Raw genomic sequence first — 20,158 nt, 5'->3', positions numbered from 1 at the left:
CTAAAGCGCCTCTCTATCACAAGATGGCTTTTTGTTAAAAGCGAAGAGTTCACCGCTACGTCGATATAGTCTCATGAACATTAGTATCGCACGATGTCCACGAATAATCTCGCAAATTCCCGCCTGAAATATGATCGCGGAACCGAAATGACAATGTCTGACGGTCAAGTGGGCTATATTACCTTATTCGTTTTTCGCTTCCGGAATTGAAAAAGCCGCCAGCGAGGCTGACGGCTTCTCGATTTCTCGGAACCCCTTATTGCTGTGCAGGCGTATCGTCCGGAACCGGCGCTTCTTCCTGCTCGCCAGAGGCCGGAGCATTTTGTTGTGGCTTGAACTTGTCGATCATCTGGTCGGGATTAGCCGGCAGAAGGTCGATCAGCTGCTGGCCGAACGAATCGAGCATTGGCTTCGATTTCGCATTCGTTACCCAGGCTGGCTGGTTTGTCGGGACGAGCCAGTTGAAGAACAGCATGGCAACGACAACGAGAAGTACGCCGCGCACGCCGCCGAACAGAAAGCCGAGTGTGCGGTCAAGCGCACCGATACGGCTGTCGATGATGAAATCGGCGATCTTCATCGTAATCAGCGATACAACGATCAGCACGACGAGGAAGACCGCGCCAGCGGCGGCAATCTTTGCGATGGTTTCGTTGTTGATATAGGGCTGCACGAAAGGCAAAACCGGCTGGTAGAAGAGATAGGCTGCAGCGGCCGCTGCCGCCCACGATACCAGCGACAGCACCTCGCGGGAAAAACCGCGCACCATCGCCAAAACGGCTGAAACCAGCGTTATCCCGAGTAGAATTCCATCAAGCATGGTTATCGGCATTCTGCCTGTCCTCAGTTATTATGCGCAATTACTTTAATACGCAGGGCAGTCAAAGATGCTGGAGCTTATCACCGGAAGGTTGACAGATTCTTCCAGTCATAAAACTCCAGATTTATTGCGTCTTTCCGGATCCTGAAGCCGCGATGCGGGCAACAAGGTCGGGCAGAGCCGAAGTTTCCATTAGCCGGAAGTTACGATCTTTCCAAAGTTCGCCACTGCCGCCGGGCACTTCTGCCTGCCGGAAACCGAGTTTTTCGGCTTCCTTGAGCCTCTGTACTGCATGCGTTACCGCGCGAACAGCACCGGAAAGGCTGATTTCGCCGAAATAAACACAATCTGGCGGAAGGGCAATACCGGCCATGGATGAAACCAGTGCAGCGGCCACCGCTATATCGGCGGCAGGCTCGCTGATACGATAGCCGCCAGCCACATTCAGATAGACATCGTGCTGGCCGAAACGAACGCCGCAATGCGATTCGAGCACGGCGAGGATCATGGCAAGGCGTCCGCCGTCCCAGCCTACGACCGCACGACGCGGGGTGCCGAGGGAGGAGGGGGCGACAAGCGCTTGTATCTCCACCAGCACGGGGCGCGTTCCTTCCATGCCGGCAAAGACTGCCGCACCCGGAGCCTTGGCGTTGCGCTCGCCAAGGAAAAGCTCGGAAGGGTTGGAAACCTCGCGCAGTCCGCCATCGGACATCTCGAAGACACCGATCTCGTCGGTTGGGCCGAAACGGTTCTTTACCGTGCGCAGGATGCGATAGTGATGTCCGCCTTCACCTTCGAAATAGAGAACGCCATCAACCATATGCTCGACCACGCGGGGGCCTGCAATCTGGCCGTCTTTGGTAACATGTCCCACCAGCACGACTGCGGAACCCGTCTGCTTGGCATAGCGGATCATGGCTTGTGCCGACGAACGTACCTGCGTGACCGTGCCGGGAGCAGAATCTGCCATATCGGTCCAGAGTGTCTGGATCGAATCGATGATGACGAGATCGGGGCGCTTTGTATCTGAAATGGTAGCGATGATGTCTTCAACATTGGTTTCGGCGGCAAGCTCCACCGCCGAAGATGCCACGCCCAGACGCTGCGCACGCAAGCGTATCTGTGCGACGGCTTCTTCGCCAGAAACATAAACAATGCGATGGCCACGATTGGAAAGGGCAGCTGCTGCCTGCGTCAACAGCGTGGATTTCCCAATACCGGGATCACCGCCGATCAGAAGGGCGGAACCGCGCACGAACCCACCGCCCGTAACCCGGTCAAGCTCGCTGATACCGGAAATGATGCGCGGCGCATCTTCAATGTCGCCGGACAGAGACGTCAGGGCGACGGCCCGACCCTTGCGCTTGGACAACATGGCGCCGGGCCCAGACCCGATACCGCTATTGGTGCCTTCCTCGACAAGCGTATTCCACTCGCCGCAGGAGTCGCACTTGCCTGCCCAGCGCGAATGAACCGCACCGCAATTCTGGCAGATGAACTGAACGCGCGCCTTGGCCATCAGACGCGCTCCATCTTGATCGTGATTTTATTATTCATACTGGTCCGGCAGATAGGAACCCTCGGCCAAATCTGCAAACCGTGTGAACTCAGACTGGAAGGCGAGCTTGACGGTGCCGGTCGGTCCGTGGCGCTGTTTGGCGATGATTACGTCAGCAGTGCCGCGCACTTTTTCAAAGTGCTGTTTCCATTCTTCATATTTCGGGTCGAATTCGTCGCGCGGCTCCAGGTTCTTGACGTAATATTCCTCACGGAACACGAATAACACCACGTCAGCGTCCTGCTCGATAGAGCCTGATTCACGAAGATCGGAGAGCTGTGGGCGCTTATCCTCGCGGCTTTCCACCTGACGGGAGAGCTGTGAAAGTGCAATGATAGGAACGTTCAGTTCCTTGCCGAGCGCCTTGAGACCTGTGGTGATTTCGGTGATCTCTTGCACACGGTTCTGTGCCGAAGCTTTCGACGAACCGGTCATCAGCTGCACGTAGTCGATCACCAGAACGTCGAGGCCTCGCTGGCGCTTCAGGCGGCGTGCACGCGCTGCAAGCTGCGCAATGGAGATACCACCGGTCTGGTCAATATAGAGCGGAATCTTCTGCATCACCTGTGAGCAAGCGACGAGCTTTTCGAAATCGGTTTCGGTGATGTCGCCACGACGGATCTTCGAAGAGGAGACTTCCGTTTGCTCGGAAATAATACGGGTTGCAAGCTGCTCCGCCGACATTTCGAGCGAGAAGAAGCCGACGACGCCGCCATTTACAGCTTTGATCGAACCATCGGCCTGCTGTTCTCCTTCATAGGCGTTGGCGATATTAAACGCGATATTGGTTGCAAGCGAGGTCTTGCCCATACCCGGACGACCGGCAAGGATGATCAAGTCGGAAGGCTGCAGGCCACCCATCTTGCCATCGAGCGTGTGGATGCCGGTTGAAACACCTGAAAGATGGCCGTCGCGCATGAAGGCGGCATTGGCCATGTCCACGGCTGTGGTGACGGCATCCTTGAAGGGCAGGAAACCGCCGTCATAACGTCCTGTTTCGGCGAGCTCGAACAGGCGACGCTCGGCGTCTTCGATCTGCTCCTGCGGCGCCATGTCGACAGGTGCATCATAGGCAACGTTCACCATGTCCTCGCCAATGCCAATCAGCGCGCGGCGCGTCGCCAGATCGTAAATCGCGCGGCCATAATCCTCGGCATTGATAATGGTGACGGCTTCGGTTGCGAGACGGGTCACATATTGGAAGATTGTGAGATCACCCACCTTGCCTTCGGTCGGCAGGAAGGTCTTCATTGTCACGGGATTGGCCATCTTGCCGACGCGAATGAGATCGGTCGTGATTTCATAGATGCGACGGTGCAATGGCTCGAAGAAATGGGTTGGCTTTAGGAAGTCGGATACCCGGTAAAAGGCATCGTTATTGATCAGGATCGCACCAAGCAGAGCCTGTTCCGCTTCAATATTGTGGGGTGCTTCCCGATAGAGCGCATCCTTCTGGTCTCGCGCATCGTCGAGTTTGCGTACCGCCGCTTCCGCCATGATTCTCTTTTCCGTTCCTGATGCGACCAGCTAGCCCTCAAGCGATGCCAAACGCAACGCAGCTTCGGATGATTCCTGCTGGAAGAGAAAACCTATACCATGATTCACACTGATCCACAGTTCAGGCATTGCCTTTATGCACTTCCTATTGACGGAGATTGCGGGGAGCAATCGACGATACTAATCTTTTCCCACCCCAAAGCTCCCCGATCTGTGCGGGCATTCAAAGCAAAGCCCGGCTTATATTCATGAGGAATATTCATGCGACACCGTACCATTGCAGCCTGGCTTCTGACAGCATTGGCTCTTTTTTCTTCATCAACTGCTTCATCGGCAGCCTCAGAACCGATCAAGGTCAGAGTGTTTATCGCCGCCATGTTCGAGATCGGTCAGAACAGTGGCGACCGGGCCGGCGAGTTTCAACGGTGGTATGAGCATTATTGGAAGGACGCGAAGCCCATCGAAGTCAGAGGGGCGCTGAAACCCGTTTATTGCAACGATGATGGTGTGTGCGGCTCAGTTCTCGGCATGGGCAAGGTGAATTCCTCGGCCAGCATGCAGGCAATCATGCTCGACCCGGCCTTCGACTTCTCCAAAACCTATTACATCTTGTCCGGTGTAGCCGGAACGCCGCCTTCACGCGGTACGATAGGCGATGTCAGCTGGGCGACGTGGCTTGTCGATTACGATCTGGGTCATCGTTGGGCGCCGGAAGAAGGCAAGTCGGGTGAACCGGTTTTCATGCCGCGGAAGGGCTATGAGGAATACCGTGTTTTCAAGCTTAATTCCGATTTGGTTGCGGCAGCACTCCGCTTGGGTTCCAATGTCGAGCTTCGCGATTCACCCGAAGCTCAGGCCTATCGCATGCGTTACCCCGACAAGGCTGCACAGGCGAAACCGACTTTGAAGACGGGCACGCATATGACCGGAGATACATTCTTCCACGGTCCCGGACTGTCGAAAGAAGCACAGTATATAGCCAAGCTATACGGTGCCGACGACTATCTGGCCACCGAGATGGAAGCTGCAGCACTCGCGCTCGTTATCAAGCGGCAGCACGGTACAGACCGCATTCTCAGTCTACGCGGTTCGGTGAACTTTGATCAGGGAAATCCGAAAGAAACCACGCTGCAGCATCTGGATCCGGCACCAGGTGAAACGGCCGGTGGTTTTGCGGAAACGGTAGAGAACATCTACCTCGTCGGCGCCCCAGTCGTGACGGACATCGTTACCCATTGGGACAAATGGGAAGCAGGTGTGCCAAAGCCGGAGTAAGAATAGAAGAAGCGGGCTGCTCCAGCGGAGTGGCCCGTTCCTATGTCTAGCAGAAAGGCTTCATCTCAGGCGTTCATGCTTTTCTTGACCGCCCGACCCTCGCTGTTGGCACCTTTTGGTGCGCTGTCGAGGCGTTTGAGACGCTTTTCCTCAGCCTCGATATAGTTACGGGTCAGTGGAACGGATTGCTGCCTGTGGGCGATCTGAATGTGGAACACCATCATGTTCTGCCAGCGGAATGCGCTTTCCGATGCGGCCAGATAGAACTCCCACATGCGGCAGAAACGCTCGTCATACAGCGCCTTGGCCTTGTCACGGTTGGCCATGAAGGCCTCCCGCCAAGCCTTCAGCGTTTCCGCATAATGAAGCCGAAGGATCTCTACGTCGGTGACATAAAGGCCGGCCTTTTCGATATGCGGCATAACCTCTGAAAGCGCTGGAATATATCCGCCTGGAAAGATGTATTTACGGATGAACGGATTGGTCGCTCCCGGCCCGTCGGCGCGTCCGATGGCATGCAGAAGGAAAACGCCGTCCGGCTTCATCAGTCGCGCTACATGCTGGAAATATTCGGCAAAATGCCCGACCCCGACATGTTCGAACATGCCAACCGATACCAGCCGGTCAAACTTGTCGTTGATGTTGCGATAATCGGTCAGTTCGAACTTCGCGCGGTCGGACAATCCTTCGTCCTGCGCACGCTGGTTGGCAATGGCATGTTGCTCTTCTGACAAGGTGACGCCGGTGACGTTGGCCTTGAGATGACGGGCGAGATAGAGGCCCATGCCACCCCAGCCGCAGCCAATATCGAGCACCCTGTCGCCCTCCTTCACCAACATCTTCGCAGCGATATGGCGCTTCTTGGCGAGTTGTGCTTCGGCGAGTGTGGCGTTTGGTGGATCGAAATAGGCGCAGGAATACTGCTTGTCGGGATCGAGAAACAGGTCGTAGAGTTCGCCTGAAAGATCATAGTGGCTTTTGATATTGTTTGAGGAACGCGAAATCGTATTCATCTGCTGAAAGCGACGGAAGAAGATACGCAGCTTCGCCAGGGCTTTCATCCACGGTTCAGTCGCTGCTGTCGGCCCGGTGTTCTCGAACACAACCTGAAGCAGCGTGTAGATGTCGCCGTTCAGAAATTCGATCTCGCCATCCATGAAACATTCGGCGAGTTTCAGTTCCGGGTCGATCGCTACGGCGCGCTCGGCGTGCTTTGTCTTGAAGTGTATATGAACTGGCTCACCAGTCTTGTCGCCGTACTGGGTACGCGCACCACTAGAATCGGTGACCGTCAGATCGCCGGTTTTAATCATATGCGAAAGAACAGTACGCATCATTCCATACATCGGCCCCATCTCCCTTTTCAGGACTGAAGCTGGCGCACATCCATGCGTTTGCATGGCAGGCGGCGGTACATAAGTATCAGAGCCGCTCTGTCATCAGATTTTCAGGCAATAGCCCCTCGGTCAATCGGCCTCGGGAGTAATGCCCAAGCAACGCGGACGTTTCCGTCAGCACCCTCTCCAATCCAATACTAATATGCAGAATAGGGAGTTTTACCGATCTGAAAAGAGAAAATGCCCGGCGGGGGCCGCCGGGCACGATCATATAAAGTTTACCACGATGGGAATGCGCGGCGTCTGGCTGTGCGTTCCCCTAGATAATAGGTGGCTAAATTAAGCCTGATCTTCAGCTTCTTCCTCTTCGTCGAAAACTTCTTCCGACAGAGGCTGTTCTTCAATGCCGTAGATAGCTTCGATCGAGGTCAGGTCTTCACCCTTTGCCTGACGTTCGGCTTCTTCCGTCGAACGGGCGATGTTGACCGAAACCTGAACCTGAACTTCCGGGTGCAGCGAAATCGAGACTTCGTGCAGGCCGATCGTCTTGATCGGATGGTTCAGTTCAACCTGGTTACGGTGCAGGGTGAAGCCATTGGCCGAAATGATGTCGGCGATGTCGCGGGTCGAAACGGAACCATAGAGCTGGCCGGTTTCACCAGCCGAGCGCACGACGATGAAGCTTTCACCGTCGAGCTTGTCGGCAACGGCCTGGGCTTCGTTCTTGCGTTCCAGGTTCTGGGCTTCGAGCTGAGCGCGCTGGCCTTCGAACTTCTTCTTGTTGGCTTCGTTGGCACGAAGAGCCTTGCCCTGGGGGAGCAGGAAGTTACGGGCATAACCGTCCTTGACCTTGACTGTTTCGCCCATCTGGCCGAGGCGGCCAATACGTTCCAGAAGAATGACTTCCATTGGAGTTTCCTTTCGAGTTTCTGATTCGGTTACTGACTGTCAGCTCCCGGCATTTTCGAGACCGGCGCGCCGCGCGAGGTGTCGAAAAGTCCGAGAACCATGAAGATGAAAAGCAGGAATGCGAAAAGTATGATCGCAAAGTAGGCGAGCCATAGCGCTACCGGGCGCCACACCTTGCCGCGTGTGCGGAAATGCATGATGGCAAGGCCCGACATCATGAAACCAGCGCTAAGCGCGCCAGCAACGACGGTTGCGATCAGTCCGACGCCGCCGGGAAGAAATGCAACCGCAAGAGCAACCGCGAAGACGAGCAAGGCCGGGCGCGGCATACGCAGCGTAGCGGGCCAGTCGTCACGTGGTCGGCGTAGGCGCCCCGAGATAGAGATCAGGCGCTGTGCCAGATAAAAATTACCAACGAGAATCGCGAGGCAGGTTGCCGGCTGGATTGCCGGCAAGGCAACCATCAGGAGTGACGTGACATTGTTGCGAATGTCGTCGCTAGCCGTGAACTGCGGGTCGGCTTCGGCAACCCGGTCGATCAGAGTGTTCGCGAGTTCGCGCGCCATGTCCGGGCCGAAGCCGAGAATCGCACCGATGACGATGAAGCTGAGCGCCACCATCATGGCAAGCCGGAATACAATGTCTGAAAGCGGATACCAGACCAGAACATCTTTCGGTCCGCCGAGTTCTTCGGCTGGTCGTGCAAGACCGGATAGATAGGCGCCAGCCGCCGCTGGAATGAAGCTGGTCAATGCCATCAGGAGTGCTGCAAGCGGAACGGCGACAATGCCGACGGCAACCGTGGCTGTGGCAGCGGCAACGACACCGGCGCTCGAACCCCAGCCAAGGGCAACAACGAAGATGGGAAGTGGTGTCAGGAAGTAGAGAACCATGGCCATAGCTGCCATCGCGCCACCTTGGGCGATGACGCCGGACGACATCAAGGCCGAGGCAAGCCCCGCCAATATGCCGACACCGATAATGGTTCCATTGAATTTCATCAGTTTCGCTGTCCTGCTCCGGTCTTGCCGGTTCGTGCAGTTAGAGGCCGCTGCCCCAACTTGGGTTTTATTACGCTCCGTTGCGCCCATCGCAATGAAGGAAAGGGGTTCGGGAGACAATCTCTGCGAGAATGCCTCCCGAAAGCTTGTTCTTACTTCACAACGTAAGGCAGCAGGCCGAGGAAACGAGCGCGCTTGATCGCCTTGGCGAGTTCGCGCTGCTTCTTCTGGCTGACAGCCGTAATACGGGAAGGAACGATCTTGCCGCGTTCGGAAATGTAACGCTGCAGAAGCTTGACGTCCTTGTAGTCGATCTTCGGTGCGTTTGCACCGGAGAACGGGCACGTCTTGCGACGGCGATGGAAAGGACGACGGGTCGGGATCTGATTGATATCAACCATAATTATGCTCCTTCACCAGCTTCGTTGTCGCGCGGGCGGCGCGGACCACGATCGCCACGGTCGAAACCGCCTTCACGACGGCGCGGACGATCGTCACCATCGCGTTCGCGACGGTCGTCACGGCGGGTGAGCATGGCCGACTGGCCTTCTTCGTGTTCATCAACGCGAACGGTGAGGAAACGAAGAATGTCTTCGTTGATGCGCATCTGGCGTTCCATTTCGGCAACGGCTGCAGCCGGAGCATCAATGTTTACGAGCGTGTAATACGCCTTGCGATTCTTCTTGATACGGTAGGTGAGGGGACGCAGACCCCAGCTTTCGACCTTACCGACCTTGCCGCCATTAGCTTCGAGGACACCCTTGTACTGTTCGACGAGAGCGTCGACCTGCTGCTGGGAAATGTCCTGGCGGGCAAGAAGCACATGTTCATAAAGAGCCATTGGCTTTGCCTTTCTTCTGTTACAACATGCCGACACCAACGGCTAAGCCTCTGCGACTTCTCTTTTGCCGGAAAACCGGTGAAGAAAGGACGCTCACTGAGACGATCGAGAGCGGAGACACGGGAGGCAGAAGCGCTTGTGACTTCTACGGATGTTCGTGAATTTGACTGCACAAACAACCGGCCCTCCGTTCAGCCCCCAGCTGGTGCCGAGCAATGAACGGGCGGCTATTACGTGTTTTTCCCCGGCTTTGCAAGGCGCAAACCGCACAAAAACCGGGAAATACTTGACTTTGCTGCCCTCACTGAGGCACATCCCGCCAAATTGTGCATTTAATTGCAGGGCATGTCGGAAAAAACGGATAACGGTTTCGACATTATCATATGCTTAACACCAGAACGAGGCATCAATGGCGGTAGCATTTACTTTCCCGGGACAAGGCAGCCAGGCTGTGGGTATGGGCAAGGCTCTGGCCGAACAGTTCGCTGAAGCGCGCGCCGTCTTCGATGAAGTCGACGCGGCGCTGGGCGAAAAGCTTTCCGCTACCATGTTCGAAGGACCGGAAGATGTGCTGACGCTGACCGCCAATGCCCAGCCTGCGTTGATGGCCGTCTCGATGGCTGTGCTGCGCGTCATGGAAGCGCGCGGCTTTTCGTTGAAAGACAAGGTTTCCTACGTTGCCGGACATTCTCTTGGCGAATATTCAGCGCTTTGCGCGGCTGGAACATTCTCGCTTGCCGATACGGCGCGCCTCCTGCGTATTCGCGGTAATGCCATGCAGAAAGCTGTTCCCGTTGGCGAAGGTGCGATGGCGGCTATCATCGGCCTGGAACATGGCGACGTAGAAGTTGTCTGTGCTGAAGCCAAAGCATCCGGTTCGGTCCAGATCGCCAATGACAATGGTGGAGGACAGCTTGTCATTTCCGGTTCCAGGGCTGCAGTCGAGCTGGCTGCCAAGCTTGCATCCGAAAAGGGCGCCAAGCGGGCCATAATGCTCCCCGTATCTGCTCCCTTCCATTCAACTTTGATGGGACCTGCTGCTGACGCGATGCGTGAAGCACTGGCTTCGGTTGAAAAGCACAGCCCGATCGTGCCGCTCATCGCCAATGTGCGGGCAGCGCCGGTCACCGACGCCAACGAGATCGCTGATCTTCTGGTCGAACAGGTTACGGGTCAGGTGCGCTGGCGCGAAACTGTCGAATGGTTTGCGGCCAATGGCGTCGCCACGCTTTATGAAGTAGGGTCAGGCAAGGTTCTGACAGGCCTGGCGCGCCGCATCTCGAAGGATGTGTCTGGTGCTGCCGTTGGCTCTGCCGAAGAAATTGAAGCAGCGCTTGCTGCTCTCAACGCTTAAGAGGGATTTCGCATGTTTGATCTGACTGGCCGCAAGGCTCTGGTAACCGGTGCAACCGGTGGTCTTGGTGAAGCGATTGCCCGCGCTCTTCATGCGCAGGGCGCAATCGTCGGCCTGCACGGCACCCGCGAAGAAAAGCTGAAAGAGCTTGCCGCTGAACTAGGTGACCGTACCTTCATCTTTCCGGCAAATCTTTCCGACCGTGAAGCCGTCAAGGCTCTTGGCCAGAAGGCGGAAGAAGAAATGAGCGGTGTCGACATTCTCGTCAACAATGCTGGCATCACCCGCGATGGCTTGTTCGTGCGCATGAGCGACGAAGACTGGGATGCTGTCTTGAACGTCAACCTGACGTCCGTTTTCAACCTGACGCGTGAGCTGACCCATCCGATGATGCGCCGCCGCAATGGCCGTATCATCAACATTACGTCGATTGTTGGTGTGACCGGCAATCCGGGGCAGGCAAACTATTGCGCGTCAAAGGCAGGCCTTATTGGCTTTTCCAAGTCGCTGGCGCAGGAAATCGCAAGCCGCAATGTGACGGTGAACTGCATCGCTCCAGGCTTCATCGAATCGGCCATGACCGACAAGTTGAACGAAAAGCAGAAGGAAGCGATCATGAGCAATATCCCCATGAAGCGCATGGGCGTTGGTGGCGATATTGCTGCGGCAGTCGTCTATCTGGCAAGCGACCAGGCAGCCTATGTGACGGGCCAGACCCTGCATATCAATGGCGGAATGGCCATGATCTGACCCTCCTTCTTCTCCCAATTATGGTATAAAATGCCTTAATACGGGGGGTGGAGAAGGAAAAGGCGCTTTGCCTTGCTCAAGAAGCATGGTAATGCGCCCATCGAGAGTTGCGGCATTCAGAGTAGAAGTGCCGCGATCCTGTTCCGAAAGGAATATCCACAGGATGACTGTCCGGGCGGCTTCGCTCGAAACTTGGCAGACATCTTATAACTTGATTACAATCCTGCATGCCGCTAACCAAGGCAGAGCAACAAACACACAGGTCGAGGTTCCGACATGAGCGATACCGCAGAGCGCGTCAAGAAAATCGTTGTTGAACATCTGGGCGTAGATGCCGACAAGGTCACGGAAGGCGCAAGCTTCATCGATGACCTCGGCGCAGACAGCCTCGACACGGTCGAGCTGGTCATGGCTTTCGAAGAAGAATTCGGCGTTGAAATTCCTGACGACGCTGCCGAAACGATCCTTACGGTCGGCGACGCTGTGAAGTTCATCGACAAGGCTTCTGCCTAATCTGAACTTGGGCATTGGGCTGGGGTTCTCGCAAATCCCGGCCCTGCTTGTTTTTAGTCGTTTCCCTTCGTCTTCATGATCGGAACGAATATGCACAAAGGCCGTTCAGCGGCCTGTTTGTGAATCTGCCGGAACGGTGATCGAAGATCGTGTTCGACATGGCAGGCTCCGGTTTCAACAATTGGAGCACCACCCCTTCCAGTCAGGCCCGGACATATGTTCTGTCGGTTAAAGCCTGCGGGGCGGTGTTCATGACAAAACAAAGTTTTAAGGGGTGGATATGAGGCGTGTCGTCATCACCGGTCTTGGTCTGGTGTCGCCGCTTGCCAGCGGTGTCGAAGAGACCTGGAAGCGTCTTATTGCCGGTGAAAGCGGTGCTCGCCGCATCACGGAATTTGAAGTTGATGATCTGGCCTGCCAGATTGCCTGCCGTATTCCGGTTGGCGATGGCACCAATGGCACCTTCAACGCCGACCTCCATATGGAACCCAAGGAACAGCGCAAAGTTGATCCTTTCATCGTCTATGCTGTCGGCGCTGCCGATCAGGCGCTGGACGATGCCGATTGGCATCCTGAAAGTGACGAAGACCAGGTTCGTACCGGTGTTCTCATTGGTTCCGGCATTGGCGGTATCGAAGGTATTGTCGAGGCTGGCTACACGCTGCGCGACAAAGGTCCGCGCCGCATTTCTCCGTTCTTTATTCCTGGGCGCCTGATCAACCTGGCTTCCGGCCATGTTTCCATCAAGCACGGACTCCGTGGTCCAAACCATTCGGTTGTAACGGCTTGTGCAACCGGCACGCACGCTATCGGCGACGCAGCCCGTTTGATCGCATTCGGCGATGCGGATGTCATGGTTGCCGGTGGAACGGAATCGCCGGTAAGCCGCATCTCGCTAGCCGGTTTTGCCGCTTGCAAGGCCTTGTCCACCAAACGTAACGATGATCCGACTGCAGCTTCCCGGCCTTATGATGAAGACCGTGACGGCTTCGTGATGGGTGAAGGCGCAGGCGTTGTGGTTCTCGAAGCGCTGGAACACGCACTGGCTCGCGGCGCGAAGATTTATGCAGAAGTCATCGGTTATGGACTTTCGGGTGATGCTTACCACATCACTGCTCCGACAGAGAGCGGCGAGGGTGCAGAGCGTTGCATGGCCGCAGCCCTGAAGCGTGCTGATATTACGCCGGATCAGATCGACTATATCAACGCCCATGGCACGTCGACCATGGCCGACACTATCGAACTGGGCGCTGTAGAGCGGGTGGTTGGCGATGCTGCGTCGAAGATTTCGATGTCCTCGACCAAGTCGGCTATCGGTCATCTGCTGGGCGCAGCCGGCGCAGCCGAAGCGATTTTCTCGACGCTTGCCATTCGCGACAATATCGCGCCAGCAACGCTCAATCTCGATAATCCGGCTGTCTCGACGAAGATCGATCTGGTTCCGCACAAGGCTCGTGAACGCAAGATCGATGTGGCTTTGTCGAACTCCTTCGGATTTGGCGGAACCAACGCTTCGCTTGTCCTGCGCCGATACTCTTGATCGGCATTGTTGAAAATTAAATTTCGAAATCAAAAAAACGCGGGGATTTCTCCGCGTTTTTGCCAAAATAAAACCTGATGCGATGTTTAAAATCACGAACAGCGGTTAGTGTGGTCACGACTCCGAAGAGTTTCATCCACTCTGACGAAAACAAGTGCAAAAGCCGTTGTGGGCGGGCATTCGGCACAATGTGTCGGGAGGTTCGCCAAAATAGATAGACAGAGCCTTTCTCGTGGTTTGTTTTAAACTAACGAAATGCTCTGGACCGAGGTGATTGAGTGAATTCAGAGGCGCCATCCGGAACACCCCCTGCAGACGGGCAGCCCAAGGGCGTGACGCAGGAAACGAACGCGACTTCAAAGCCGTTTGTGCCGAAATCCGCGTCTGAAGCTCTGCGTCCCGAGCCGGGAACGCCTCCGCCGCGCAAGCGTTCGCGTCATGCCCGCAGCCAGATCGTCGTTTTCATGAATTTCATGCTGTCTCTGGTCGTGCTTGTTCTGCTCGGCGCGTCCGCCTTGTTCTATTTTGGCAAGACGCAGTTTGACGGGCAAGGTCCGCTCACTACTGAAACGACGTTTCTCGTCAAGCGCGGCGCTGGTATTGCCGAAGTTTCCAACAGCCTGGAAAATCGTGAAATTGTCAGTGATGCCCGTATTTTCCGCTATGGTATGCGGACGCTCGGACACGAAAATGATCTGAAGGCGGGCGAATACGCCATTCCGGCGGGCGCTTCGATGCGCGATGTAATGAATATCCTCATCAGTGGCAAATCCATCATGTATCCGCTGACCATTCCGGAAGGTCTGACGGTCAAACAGATTTTCGACCGTATCTCGGCTGATCCGACACTGGTTGGTGACATGCCGAAGGACATGCCGCCGGAAGGTTCGCTCTTCACCGATACGCTGAATTTCACACGTGGCACGACGCGTTCGGAAATCATCGATCGTATGGTCGCCTCCCAGAAGAAGCTCGTGGACGACGCCTGGGCAAAGCGTGGTTCCGACCTGCCGATCAAGGACAAGAACGAATTTGTGACGCTGGCTTCCATCGTTGAAAAGGAAACCGGTATCGCGTCGGAACGCCCGCATGTGGCGTCTGTCTTCGTCAATCGCTTGAAGAAGGGCATGCGCATCCAGTCTGATCCGACCATTATTTATGGCCTGTTCGGCGGAGCTGGCAAACCTTCTGATCGGCCGATCTTCAAGTCGGACATCGAAAAGCCGACACCTTACAATACCTATGTGATCAACGGTCTTCCGCCGACGCCGATTGCCAATCCGGGCAAGGCTGCGCTGGAAGCCGTCGCTAATCCGCTGGATACGGAAGACCTCTATTTCGTTGCCGATGGCACGGGTGGCCATGTGTTCTCGAAGACGCTACAGGAACACAACGCCAACGTCCGTAAATGGCGCTCCGTGGAGCAGCAAAAGAATATCGAGCAACAGAACAATAGCGGCAACAATACAAACCAAAGCGCGGGGCAGTAGCTTTTCGCTACGGCTTTGGTGAGTTTGAGAATGTGTAACCGAAGCCGGTGTTCGCCACCGGCTTCGGATTGATTTTTAGAGTAATTCCGCACTGTCGCGGGCGTGAGTTGAGGGGATGGAACGCATGGCGCTCCAAAGCATGACCGGTTTTGCACGCCATGCCGTGCAACATGCCATGGAAGGCGGAGAAGCGCGCATTGTCTGGGAAGTGCGTTCCGTCAATGGTAAGGGGCTCGACCTTCGGCTGCGTTTGCCGCAAGGCCTTGAAGCCGCCGAACATCCTGTACGCTCCATGCTGGCGCGTCATTTTTCGCGTGGCAATTTTCAGGCAAGCCTCAGCGTGGAACGCAGCGAGGCACAAGCCGGTTTCAGTATCAATCAGGCCATGCTCGCAGAGATCCTGAAGCTAGGTGCGGATTTGCAGGCAACGCACGGACTGGCCCCCGGCAGCGTAGACGGCATTCTTTCGTTGCGCGGTATCATCGATCAGGCACAGATGGCTGATGACGAAGACGTGCGCGGCAGACTGGAAGCTGCTGTCGTCTCAGGTTTTGAGGAAACGCTGAAAGCAATCGCCGACGCCCGCAAGCAGGAGGGCAAGGCTCTTTTCACTATTCTGTCCGCGCATGTTGACAGTATCGAGCGCCTGACCGTGAATGCCCGCCGCGACCCGTCGCGGAGCATAGATGCGATCAAGGCCCGTCTCGCTGGACAGGTAGCGCTGCTGTTGGATTCCGCACGCGAGCTTGATGAGACGCGGCTCTATCAGGAAGCGGCGTTTCTGGCGACCAAGGCCGATATTCAGGAAGAGCTTGACCGGTTGGAGACCCATGTGGCATCCGCCCGCAAGCTTCTGGCGGATGGTGGCCCCGTCGGGCGCAAGCTCGATTTTCTTTCACAGGAATTTAATCGTGAGGCTAATACACTGTGTTCCAAATCGAATGCAGCGTCGATCACAGCCATCGGTCTGGAACTGAAGGCAGTCGTGGACCAGTTTCGCGAACAAGTACAGAATCTGGAGTAACAGGTATCATGGCCATCTCTTCGGTTGAAAATGGCATTGCACGCAGAGGCCTTATGGTGGTGATTTCGTCGCCTTCGGGGGCGGGAAAATCCACAATTGCGCGCCAGTTGCTCGGCGATCCAGATATGAAGCTGTCACTGTCGATCTCCGTTACCACGCGTGAGCGCCGTCCAAGCGAGATCAACGGCGTACATTATCATTTTATCACCAAGCGCGAATTCGAGCGTTTGCGTGACAATGACGAACTGATTGAATGGGCCGAAGTGCACGGCAATTTCTATGGCACGCTGCGCCAGACCGCTGAGGAAGCACTGGCGGAAGGTCAAGACATGCTGTTCGACATTGACTGGCAAGGTGCTGAACAGTTGCAGGCCAAAATGCCGGCGGATGTGGTGTCGATTTTCATTCTGCCGCCCACCATGCGCGAATTGCAGAATCGCCTGAACCGTCGTGCGGAAGATACAGCTGACGTGATTGAAACACGCCTGCAGAATGCTCGCTTTGAAATCCAGAAATGGGTGAAGTACGATTATATCGTTATCAATGAAGATCTTGAGCGTTCCTATTCAGGCATCAAAGGCATTATCATTGCCGAACGTCTTCGCCGTGACCGCCGTCCGGGTTTGTTCGATTTCGTGACAGGTTTGCTGGAGGAAGACCCGGCGATATAAGTTCTGGAAAGTTGCCTTAACGTGTCGTTCGCAGGTCCAGAAACCAAGCATTGGTCCATCGTGGAGCTTCTTCACGAAACGGTAAAGAACCCGAATATTCATGTGCGCGGGAGACATAGCTATTATAGCAATGCATGGACGGGTTGGTTCGAAGAAGCCGTCGTTCGTTATCTTTATGGGGACGAATATAGTCTGAAGGCCTGGGACTCCCAATGGCCTGCCTGTCGATCAGCTTTATATTGGCGATTACGTTTGTATTGGCGCAGAAGCTGTTATCCTCTTGGGCGGTAACCACACACATCGCACGGACTGGTTCAGTCTCTATCCATTTCCGGACGTCATTCTCGATGCTTACAAGGGCAAGGGTGACACGGTTATCGGGGACGGCGCGTGGCTGGGGATGCGCTCCGCGATTATCGCGTCGGGCGCCATCGTTACAAAAGATGTTGCAGCTTACACTATCGTGGCAGGCAATCCTGCAGTCCCAATTCGCTCCCGATTTCCAGCGACGACAGTTGATACACTTCTGGGGCTCGGAATCTACAGGTGGGACGAAAAGAAATTTGATGCCATGAGAGCGTATCTTTGCGCAGATGATATCAATGCGCTTGTTGCGGCTTTGGCTCACTATGACAAGAACAGCGGAACGGCAGAGTGAATTCGTTTACGCCAGTCTAATCGTCACGAGGTCCGTGTCGGCAACCAAGCGCCGAAAGGCATCGAGAAACGGTTGCCCACCGCGTGTTTTCAACTGGGCCAGGGCTTCGGTATTCCTGAAAACCAGTTCGCATTCACCGGGCCAGCCTGGACCTTGCCATTGCACGGCGTCCCAGAACGAGTCGAGTGTGTAGCCGAAGGATTCTGGGTCTTGGGCGGGAACGGCAGAAAGATACCGCCGCCACAGATCATCGGGGTTCTCTATGCCGGTGCAGTCGATTTCGTAGACGGGCAGCATATCAGCCCAGAAGTATCAGCAGGCCGTCCACCATGCCGAGAACAAGAATGAGCGCACCCATTGTGATGGCTGTCACGACCAGCAAACGTTTTTGCCGGTCACGTTTTTCTGTTCGTTTCCCTGTCCAGTCGTAAGGCGATTCACGCATCCCTCTCTCCAGATCGGCCCGGCATTGAAGATTGTAGCGCAGGGTCTCTATCCTCATAGCCTGCACTTTACCGGTGATATCTGCAAGTTAGATGACGCTGATAAAGGTGTACGACCCGATGTCATGGCCAGAACGACAGGGATTCTAGACAGCCGTGCCGCCCACAGTGACCTGATCCATGCGCAGATGTGGCTGACCGACGCCAACGGGGACCCATTGGCCGCCCTTGCCGCAATTGCCACTACCCGTATCGAGCTTCATGTCATTACCGATCATCGAAATCCGCTGCATCGCATCAGGACCGTTGCCGATCAGCATTGCGCCCTTGATCGGCGCACCGACCTTGCCGTCCTCAATCATGTAGGCTTCCGTGCAACCGAACACGAATTTTCCAGATGTGATATCCACCTGACCGCCACCGAAGGAAACCGCATAGATGCCCTTCTTCATGGAGGCGATGATCTCTTCAGGCGTCTTGTCGCGGGAAAGCATGTAGGTGTTGGTCATACGCGGCATAGGTGCGTGAGCATAGGATTCGCGACGTCCGTTACCGGTGGCTTCCATACCCATCAGGCGGGCGTTCTGGCGGTCCTGCATATAATTGACCAGTTTACCGTCATCGATCAGCACGGTGCGATTGGTCGGCGTGCCTTCATCATCAATCGTGAGAGAACCGCGCCGCTCGGCGATGGTACCATCGTCGACGACCGTTACGCCCTTGGAGGCAACCTGCTGGCCGAGCAGCCCAGCAAAGGCGGAAGTTTTCTTGCGGTTGAAGTCACCCTCCAGCCCATGTCCGACGGCTTCATGAAGCATCACGCCTGGCCAGCCATTGGCTAGAACGATGTCGAACGTGCCTGCCGGGGCAGGAATGGCTTCCAGATTGACGAGTGCCTGACGCAATGCTTCATCGGCGGCATGCTGCCAGCTTTCAGCAGTGATGAATTCGCCAAACCCCTTGCGTCCACCAACCGTATGCGAGCCGGATTCCTGACGGTCTCCATCGCCCGCCACCACCGCAACGCTCAAGCGCACCATAGGTCGTATATCGCGGACGAAATGACCATCCGCGCGCAATATTTCAACCTGTTGCCACGAGCCCGCGAGGGAAACGGACACCTGACGTACTTTCGGGTCTTTAGCACGCAGATAGGCATCAACCTGCTGCAAAAGCTGTACTTTGGCATCGAATGTTGGCGAGCCGATAGGGTTCTCATCCGTGTACAGGTGACGGTTGGTGCCAGCAGGTGCCGCCGAATAGTTTCCGCCATAACCCCTAAGGGTTGCAGAAACCGCATCGGAGGCACGTTTCAAAGCAGCAAGCGAGAGGTCACCCGCATGGGCGTAACCGATGGCCTCGCCCGCAACCGAACGCAGACCGAAGCCCTGGTCCTGATTGAATGAGCCAGTCTTGAGGCGCCCATTGTCGAAAACAAGCGCCTCTGCTTCGCGGTATTCTACGAAGAGCTCTCCGTCGTCGCTGCCTTTCAGGCTTTGGGCGACAAGGCGCTCGATATCGTCGCGGCTGACGTCGAAACTGTCGATCAGGCTTTTCATAAAAATAAATCCTGCAGCATTTGATTGCTGCAGGATGTAAGCCTTAAATCGGTTGAGGACAACCGGTCATAGCAGTTGTGATCAGGGGAGGGCGTCGAAGCCTTCGCCAAATCCCTTCAGATCAACCGGGATGCCTACGCCTTCTTCCGGTGTCTGGAAGACGATGAAGGTAGCTGCCTTGCCAGAACGCAGTGTCTTGAGAAGATCATCCTCGAGGATCACTTCGGCGTAGCAGCCGTCTTCGAAGCAGCGGACGAAATAGGCCCGACCGATATCCTTGCCATCGACATTGAGGCCAAGGCCGTTGGGCAACAGAACACCAAGTGGGGCCAGAACACGAAGAATGCGCGCCTTGTTGTCAGCTGTCTTGAGAACGACGACAGAAAGGCCCAGTTCGGGACGCTTCGCGGCGACCACGTTCTGGATCAGCGCGCACTGTTCCGTCTTGGCACCGGCGGGCGTGTCACAGAGAACGGACCATGCGCCGTGTCGCGACTTGAGCTTGCCGCTCTGCTGCGGGCTGGTCGGAGCCGCCTGCGACTGGGCAGCTGGAGCTTCTTGTGGGGTTTGTAACTGCGCCGGTGTTTCCTGAGCAACCGAAGGAAGCGTTGCAACAGCAAGCGCTATGCTGGCGCCTGTTGCAAGTGTTGCGAGGCGCTGGCTGATCGTGCGGCGGGCAAGCATGCGAAAAGTCATGAAATCTCCAGATCGAATCACCGGGACGTTAACGCGCTGCATTGGCCATGAAAAGCGCCGTGACTGGCGTTAATCGGTCCTGGCCATCATAGCAACGGTGATACCGTCTGTTGCAACGATTGTCACGCGGCACGTTAAAGAAAACGTCTTGTCAAATCATGGCTTCATTATGGGTTTCGTGCGGTTTTCCCAAGTTTTCACGGTGAAAACGAGCAACCCTGG

Annotated in this window: 21 protein-coding genes; 9 read left to right on the top strand and 12 right to left on the bottom strand. The window is 55.8% G+C overall.

Features of this window, described 5'->3' with window-relative positions:
- Positions 1 to 256 precede the first annotated feature (256 nt).
- The 3 genes from AAE521_RS04970 to AAE521_RS04960 all read right to left on the bottom strand — a co-directional run bounded on the left by AAE521_RS04970 (position 257) and on the right by AAE521_RS04960 (position 3,875).
- A complete protein-coding gene (locus AAE521_RS04970) occupies positions 257 to 832 on the bottom strand; it encodes a CvpA family protein (RefSeq protein ID WP_043062671.1) in 576 nt (191 codons plus the stop codon).
- A gap of 112 nt (positions 833 to 944) precedes the next feature.
- Complete coding sequence (radA, locus tag AAE521_RS04965; RefSeq protein WP_071633389.1) at positions 945 to 2,339, bottom strand: DNA repair protein RadA; 1,395 nt, start codon at positions 2,337 to 2,339, stop codon at positions 945 to 947.
- 30 nt (positions 2,340 to 2,369) lie between these two features.
- Entirely contained in the window at positions 2,370 to 3,875 is a 1,506-nt protein-coding gene (locus AAE521_RS04960) for a replicative DNA helicase (protein ID WP_342060652.1), read from the bottom strand.
- Positions 3,876 to 4,136: 261 nt separating this feature from the next.
- On the opposite strand from AAE521_RS04960, the gene AAE521_RS04955 reads away from it, so the two are divergent.
- Positions 4,137 to 5,150, top strand: a complete 1,014-nt coding sequence (locus AAE521_RS04955) for a purine-nucleoside phosphorylase (protein ID WP_342060651.1) — start codon at positions 4,137 to 4,139, stop codon at positions 5,148 to 5,150.
- A 65-nt stretch (positions 5,151 to 5,215) separates the two neighbouring features.
- Here the strand turns inward: AAE521_RS04955 and AAE521_RS04950 are convergent, their stop codons facing one another.
- The 5 genes from AAE521_RS04950 to rpsF form a co-directional block, all read right to left on the bottom strand.
- Positions 5,216 to 6,496 (bottom strand): cyclopropane fatty acid synthase, encoded by a 1,281-nt coding sequence (locus AAE521_RS04950; protein WP_342060650.1) that lies wholly within the window; start codon positions 6,494 to 6,496, stop codon positions 5,216 to 5,218.
- A gap of 330 nt (positions 6,497 to 6,826) precedes the next feature.
- The gene (gene rplI, locus AAE521_RS04945) at positions 6,827 to 7,396 is read right to left on the bottom strand and encodes a 50S ribosomal protein L9 (protein ID WP_342060649.1); all 570 of its coding nucleotides are present in this window, start codon (positions 7,394 to 7,396) and stop codon (positions 6,827 to 6,829) included.
- A gap of 29 nt (positions 7,397 to 7,425) precedes the next feature.
- Positions 7,426 to 8,397: a DUF2232 domain-containing protein gene (locus AAE521_RS04940; RefSeq protein WP_342060648.1), complete on the bottom strand. Its 972-nt coding sequence runs from the start codon at positions 8,395 to 8,397 to the stop codon at positions 7,426 to 7,428.
- Between the two features lie 152 nt (positions 8,398 to 8,549).
- Positions 8,550 to 8,798, bottom strand: a complete 249-nt coding sequence (gene rpsR, locus AAE521_RS04935; RefSeq protein ID WP_002963610.1) for a 30S ribosomal protein S18 — start codon at positions 8,796 to 8,798, stop codon at positions 8,550 to 8,552.
- Between the two features lie 2 nt (positions 8,799 to 8,800).
- Positions 8,801 to 9,238 (bottom strand): 30S ribosomal protein S6, encoded by a 438-nt coding sequence (gene rpsF / locus AAE521_RS04930; protein WP_342060647.1) that lies wholly within the window; start codon positions 9,236 to 9,238, stop codon positions 8,801 to 8,803.
- Between the two features lie 409 nt (positions 9,239 to 9,647).
- Between rpsF and fabD the strand changes: the two genes are divergently transcribed.
- The 8 genes from fabD (at position 9,648) to AAE521_RS04890 (ending at position 17,238) form a co-directional block, all read left to right on the top strand.
- A complete protein-coding gene (fabD, locus tag AAE521_RS04925; protein WP_342060646.1) occupies positions 9,648 to 10,592 on the top strand; it encodes an ACP S-malonyltransferase in 945 nt (314 codons plus the stop codon).
- A 12-nt stretch (positions 10,593 to 10,604) separates the two neighbouring features.
- Positions 10,605 to 11,342: a 3-oxoacyl-[acyl-carrier-protein] reductase gene (gene fabG, locus AAE521_RS04920; protein ID WP_071633397.1), complete on the top strand. Its 738-nt coding sequence runs from the start codon at positions 10,605 to 10,607 to the stop codon at positions 11,340 to 11,342.
- Between the two features lie 276 nt (positions 11,343 to 11,618).
- Positions 11,619 to 11,855 carry an acyl carrier protein gene (locus tag AAE521_RS04915; RefSeq protein ID WP_002963616.1) on the top strand — a complete coding sequence of 79 codons (237 nt, stop codon included), beginning with the start codon at positions 11,619 to 11,621 and terminating at the stop codon, positions 11,853 to 11,855.
- 280 nt (positions 11,856 to 12,135) lie between these two features.
- Positions 12,136 to 13,395 (top strand): beta-ketoacyl-ACP synthase II, encoded by a 1,260-nt coding sequence (gene fabF / locus AAE521_RS04910; RefSeq protein WP_071633398.1) that lies wholly within the window; start codon positions 12,136 to 12,138, stop codon positions 13,393 to 13,395.
- A gap of 278 nt (positions 13,396 to 13,673) precedes the next feature.
- Positions 13,674 to 14,885 (top strand): endolytic transglycosylase MltG, encoded by a 1,212-nt coding sequence (gene mltG / locus AAE521_RS04905; RefSeq protein ID WP_071633399.1) that lies wholly within the window; start codon positions 13,674 to 13,676, stop codon positions 14,883 to 14,885.
- A 124-nt stretch (positions 14,886 to 15,009) separates the two neighbouring features.
- Entirely contained in the window at positions 15,010 to 15,909 is a 900-nt protein-coding gene (locus tag AAE521_RS04900) for a YicC/YloC family endoribonuclease (protein WP_342060645.1), read from the top strand.
- An 8-nt stretch (positions 15,910 to 15,917) separates the two neighbouring features.
- Complete coding sequence (gmk, locus tag AAE521_RS04895) at positions 15,918 to 16,580, top strand: guanylate kinase (protein ID WP_071633400.1); 663 nt, start codon at positions 15,918 to 15,920, stop codon at positions 16,578 to 16,580.
- 280 nt (positions 16,581 to 16,860) lie between these two features.
- Positions 16,861 to 17,238, top strand: coding sequence for an LbetaH domain-containing protein (locus AAE521_RS04890; RefSeq protein WP_342060644.1), 378 nt, complete (start codon positions 16,861 to 16,863; stop codon positions 17,236 to 17,238).
- 6 nt (positions 17,239 to 17,244) lie between these two features.
- Here the strand turns inward: AAE521_RS04890 and AAE521_RS04885 are convergent, their stop codons facing one another.
- From AAE521_RS04885 to AAE521_RS04870, 4 genes are all read right to left on the bottom strand, one after another.
- Positions 17,245 to 17,535, bottom strand: coding sequence for a barstar family protein (locus AAE521_RS04885; RefSeq protein WP_071633402.1), 291 nt, complete (start codon positions 17,533 to 17,535; stop codon positions 17,245 to 17,247).
- A 1-nt stretch (position 17,536) separates the two neighbouring features.
- The gene (locus tag AAE521_RS04880) at positions 17,537 to 17,683 is read right to left on the bottom strand and encodes a hypothetical protein (protein WP_342060643.1); all 147 of its coding nucleotides are present in this window, start codon (positions 17,681 to 17,683) and stop codon (positions 17,537 to 17,539) included.
- A 144-nt stretch (positions 17,684 to 17,827) separates the two neighbouring features.
- Positions 17,828 to 19,240, bottom strand: a complete 1,413-nt coding sequence (tldD, locus tag AAE521_RS04875; protein ID WP_342060642.1) for a metalloprotease TldD — start codon at positions 19,238 to 19,240, stop codon at positions 17,828 to 17,830.
- An 81-nt stretch (positions 19,241 to 19,321) separates the two neighbouring features.
- Positions 19,322 to 19,936: an invasion associated locus B family protein gene (locus AAE521_RS04870; RefSeq protein WP_342060641.1), complete on the bottom strand. Its 615-nt coding sequence runs from the start codon at positions 19,934 to 19,936 to the stop codon at positions 19,322 to 19,324.
- Between the last annotated feature and the right edge of the window lie 222 nt (positions 19,937 to 20,158).

The sequence above is a fragment of the Brucella cytisi genome (assembly GCF_038433355.1).
Lineage (GTDB): Bacteria > Pseudomonadota > Alphaproteobacteria > Rhizobiales > Rhizobiaceae > Brucella > Brucella cytisi.
The sequence above is the reverse complement of the archived record's forward strand: the minus strand, read 5'-3'. Positions and strand labels throughout refer to the sequence as shown.

Bases quoted from the DNA above. Each gene is read 5' to 3' on its own strand.
- AAE521_RS04870 (WP_342060641.1), bottom strand. From the start codon at position 19,936: ATGACTTTTCGCATGCTTGCCCGCCGCACGATCAGCCAGCGCCTCGCA.
- AAE521_RS04970 (WP_043062671.1), bottom strand. From the start codon at position 832: ATGCCGATAACCATGCTTGATGGAATTCTACTCGGGATAACGCTGGTT.
- fabF (WP_071633398.1), top strand. From the start codon at position 12,136: ATGAGGCGTGTCGTCATCACCGGTCTTGGTCTGGTGTCGCCGCTTGCC.
- AAE521_RS04880 (WP_342060643.1), bottom strand. From the start codon at position 17,683: ATGCGTGAATCGCCTTACGACTGGACAGGGAAACGAACAGAAAAACGT.
- AAE521_RS04885 (WP_071633402.1), bottom strand. From the start codon at position 17,535: ATGCTGCCCGTCTACGAAATCGACTGCACCGGCATAGAGAACCCCGAT.
- fabG (WP_071633397.1), top strand. From the start codon at position 10,605: ATGTTTGATCTGACTGGCCGCAAGGCTCTGGTAACCGGTGCAACCGGT.
- AAE521_RS04900 (WP_342060645.1), top strand. From the start codon at position 15,010: ATGGCGCTCCAAAGCATGACCGGTTTTGCACGCCATGCCGTGCAACAT.
- rpsF (WP_342060647.1), bottom strand. From the start codon at position 9,238: ATGGCTCTTTATGAACATGTGCTTCTTGCCCGCCAGGACATTTCCCAG.
- AAE521_RS04955 (WP_342060651.1), top strand. From the start codon at position 4,137: ATGCGACACCGTACCATTGCAGCCTGGCTTCTGACAGCATTGGCTCTT.
- rpsR (WP_002963610.1), bottom strand. From the start codon at position 8,798: ATGGTTGATATCAATCAGATCCCGACCCGTCGTCCTTTCCATCGCCGT.
- AAE521_RS04960 (WP_342060652.1), bottom strand. From the start codon at position 3,875: ATGGCGGAAGCGGCGGTACGCAAACTCGACGATGCGCGAGACCAGAAG.
- rplI (WP_342060649.1), bottom strand. From the start codon at position 7,396: ATGGAAGTCATTCTTCTGGAACGTATTGGCCGCCTCGGCCAGATGGGC.
- tldD (WP_342060642.1), bottom strand. From the start codon at position 19,240: ATGAAAAGCCTGATCGACAGTTTCGACGTCAGCCGCGACGATATCGAG.
- radA (WP_071633389.1), bottom strand. From the start codon at position 2,339: ATGGCCAAGGCGCGCGTTCAGTTCATCTGCCAGAATTGCGGTGCGGTT.
- AAE521_RS04915 (WP_002963616.1), top strand. From the start codon at position 11,619: ATGAGCGATACCGCAGAGCGCGTCAAGAAAATCGTTGTTGAACATCTG.
- AAE521_RS04940 (WP_342060648.1), bottom strand. From the start codon at position 8,397: ATGAAATTCAATGGAACCATTATCGGTGTCGGCATATTGGCGGGGCTT.
- gmk (WP_071633400.1), top strand. From the start codon at position 15,918: ATGGCCATCTCTTCGGTTGAAAATGGCATTGCACGCAGAGGCCTTATG.
- AAE521_RS04950 (WP_342060650.1), bottom strand. From the start codon at position 6,496: ATGTATGGAATGATGCGTACTGTTCTTTCGCATATGATTAAAACCGGC.
- fabD (WP_342060646.1), top strand. From the start codon at position 9,648: ATGGCGGTAGCATTTACTTTCCCGGGACAAGGCAGCCAGGCTGTGGGT.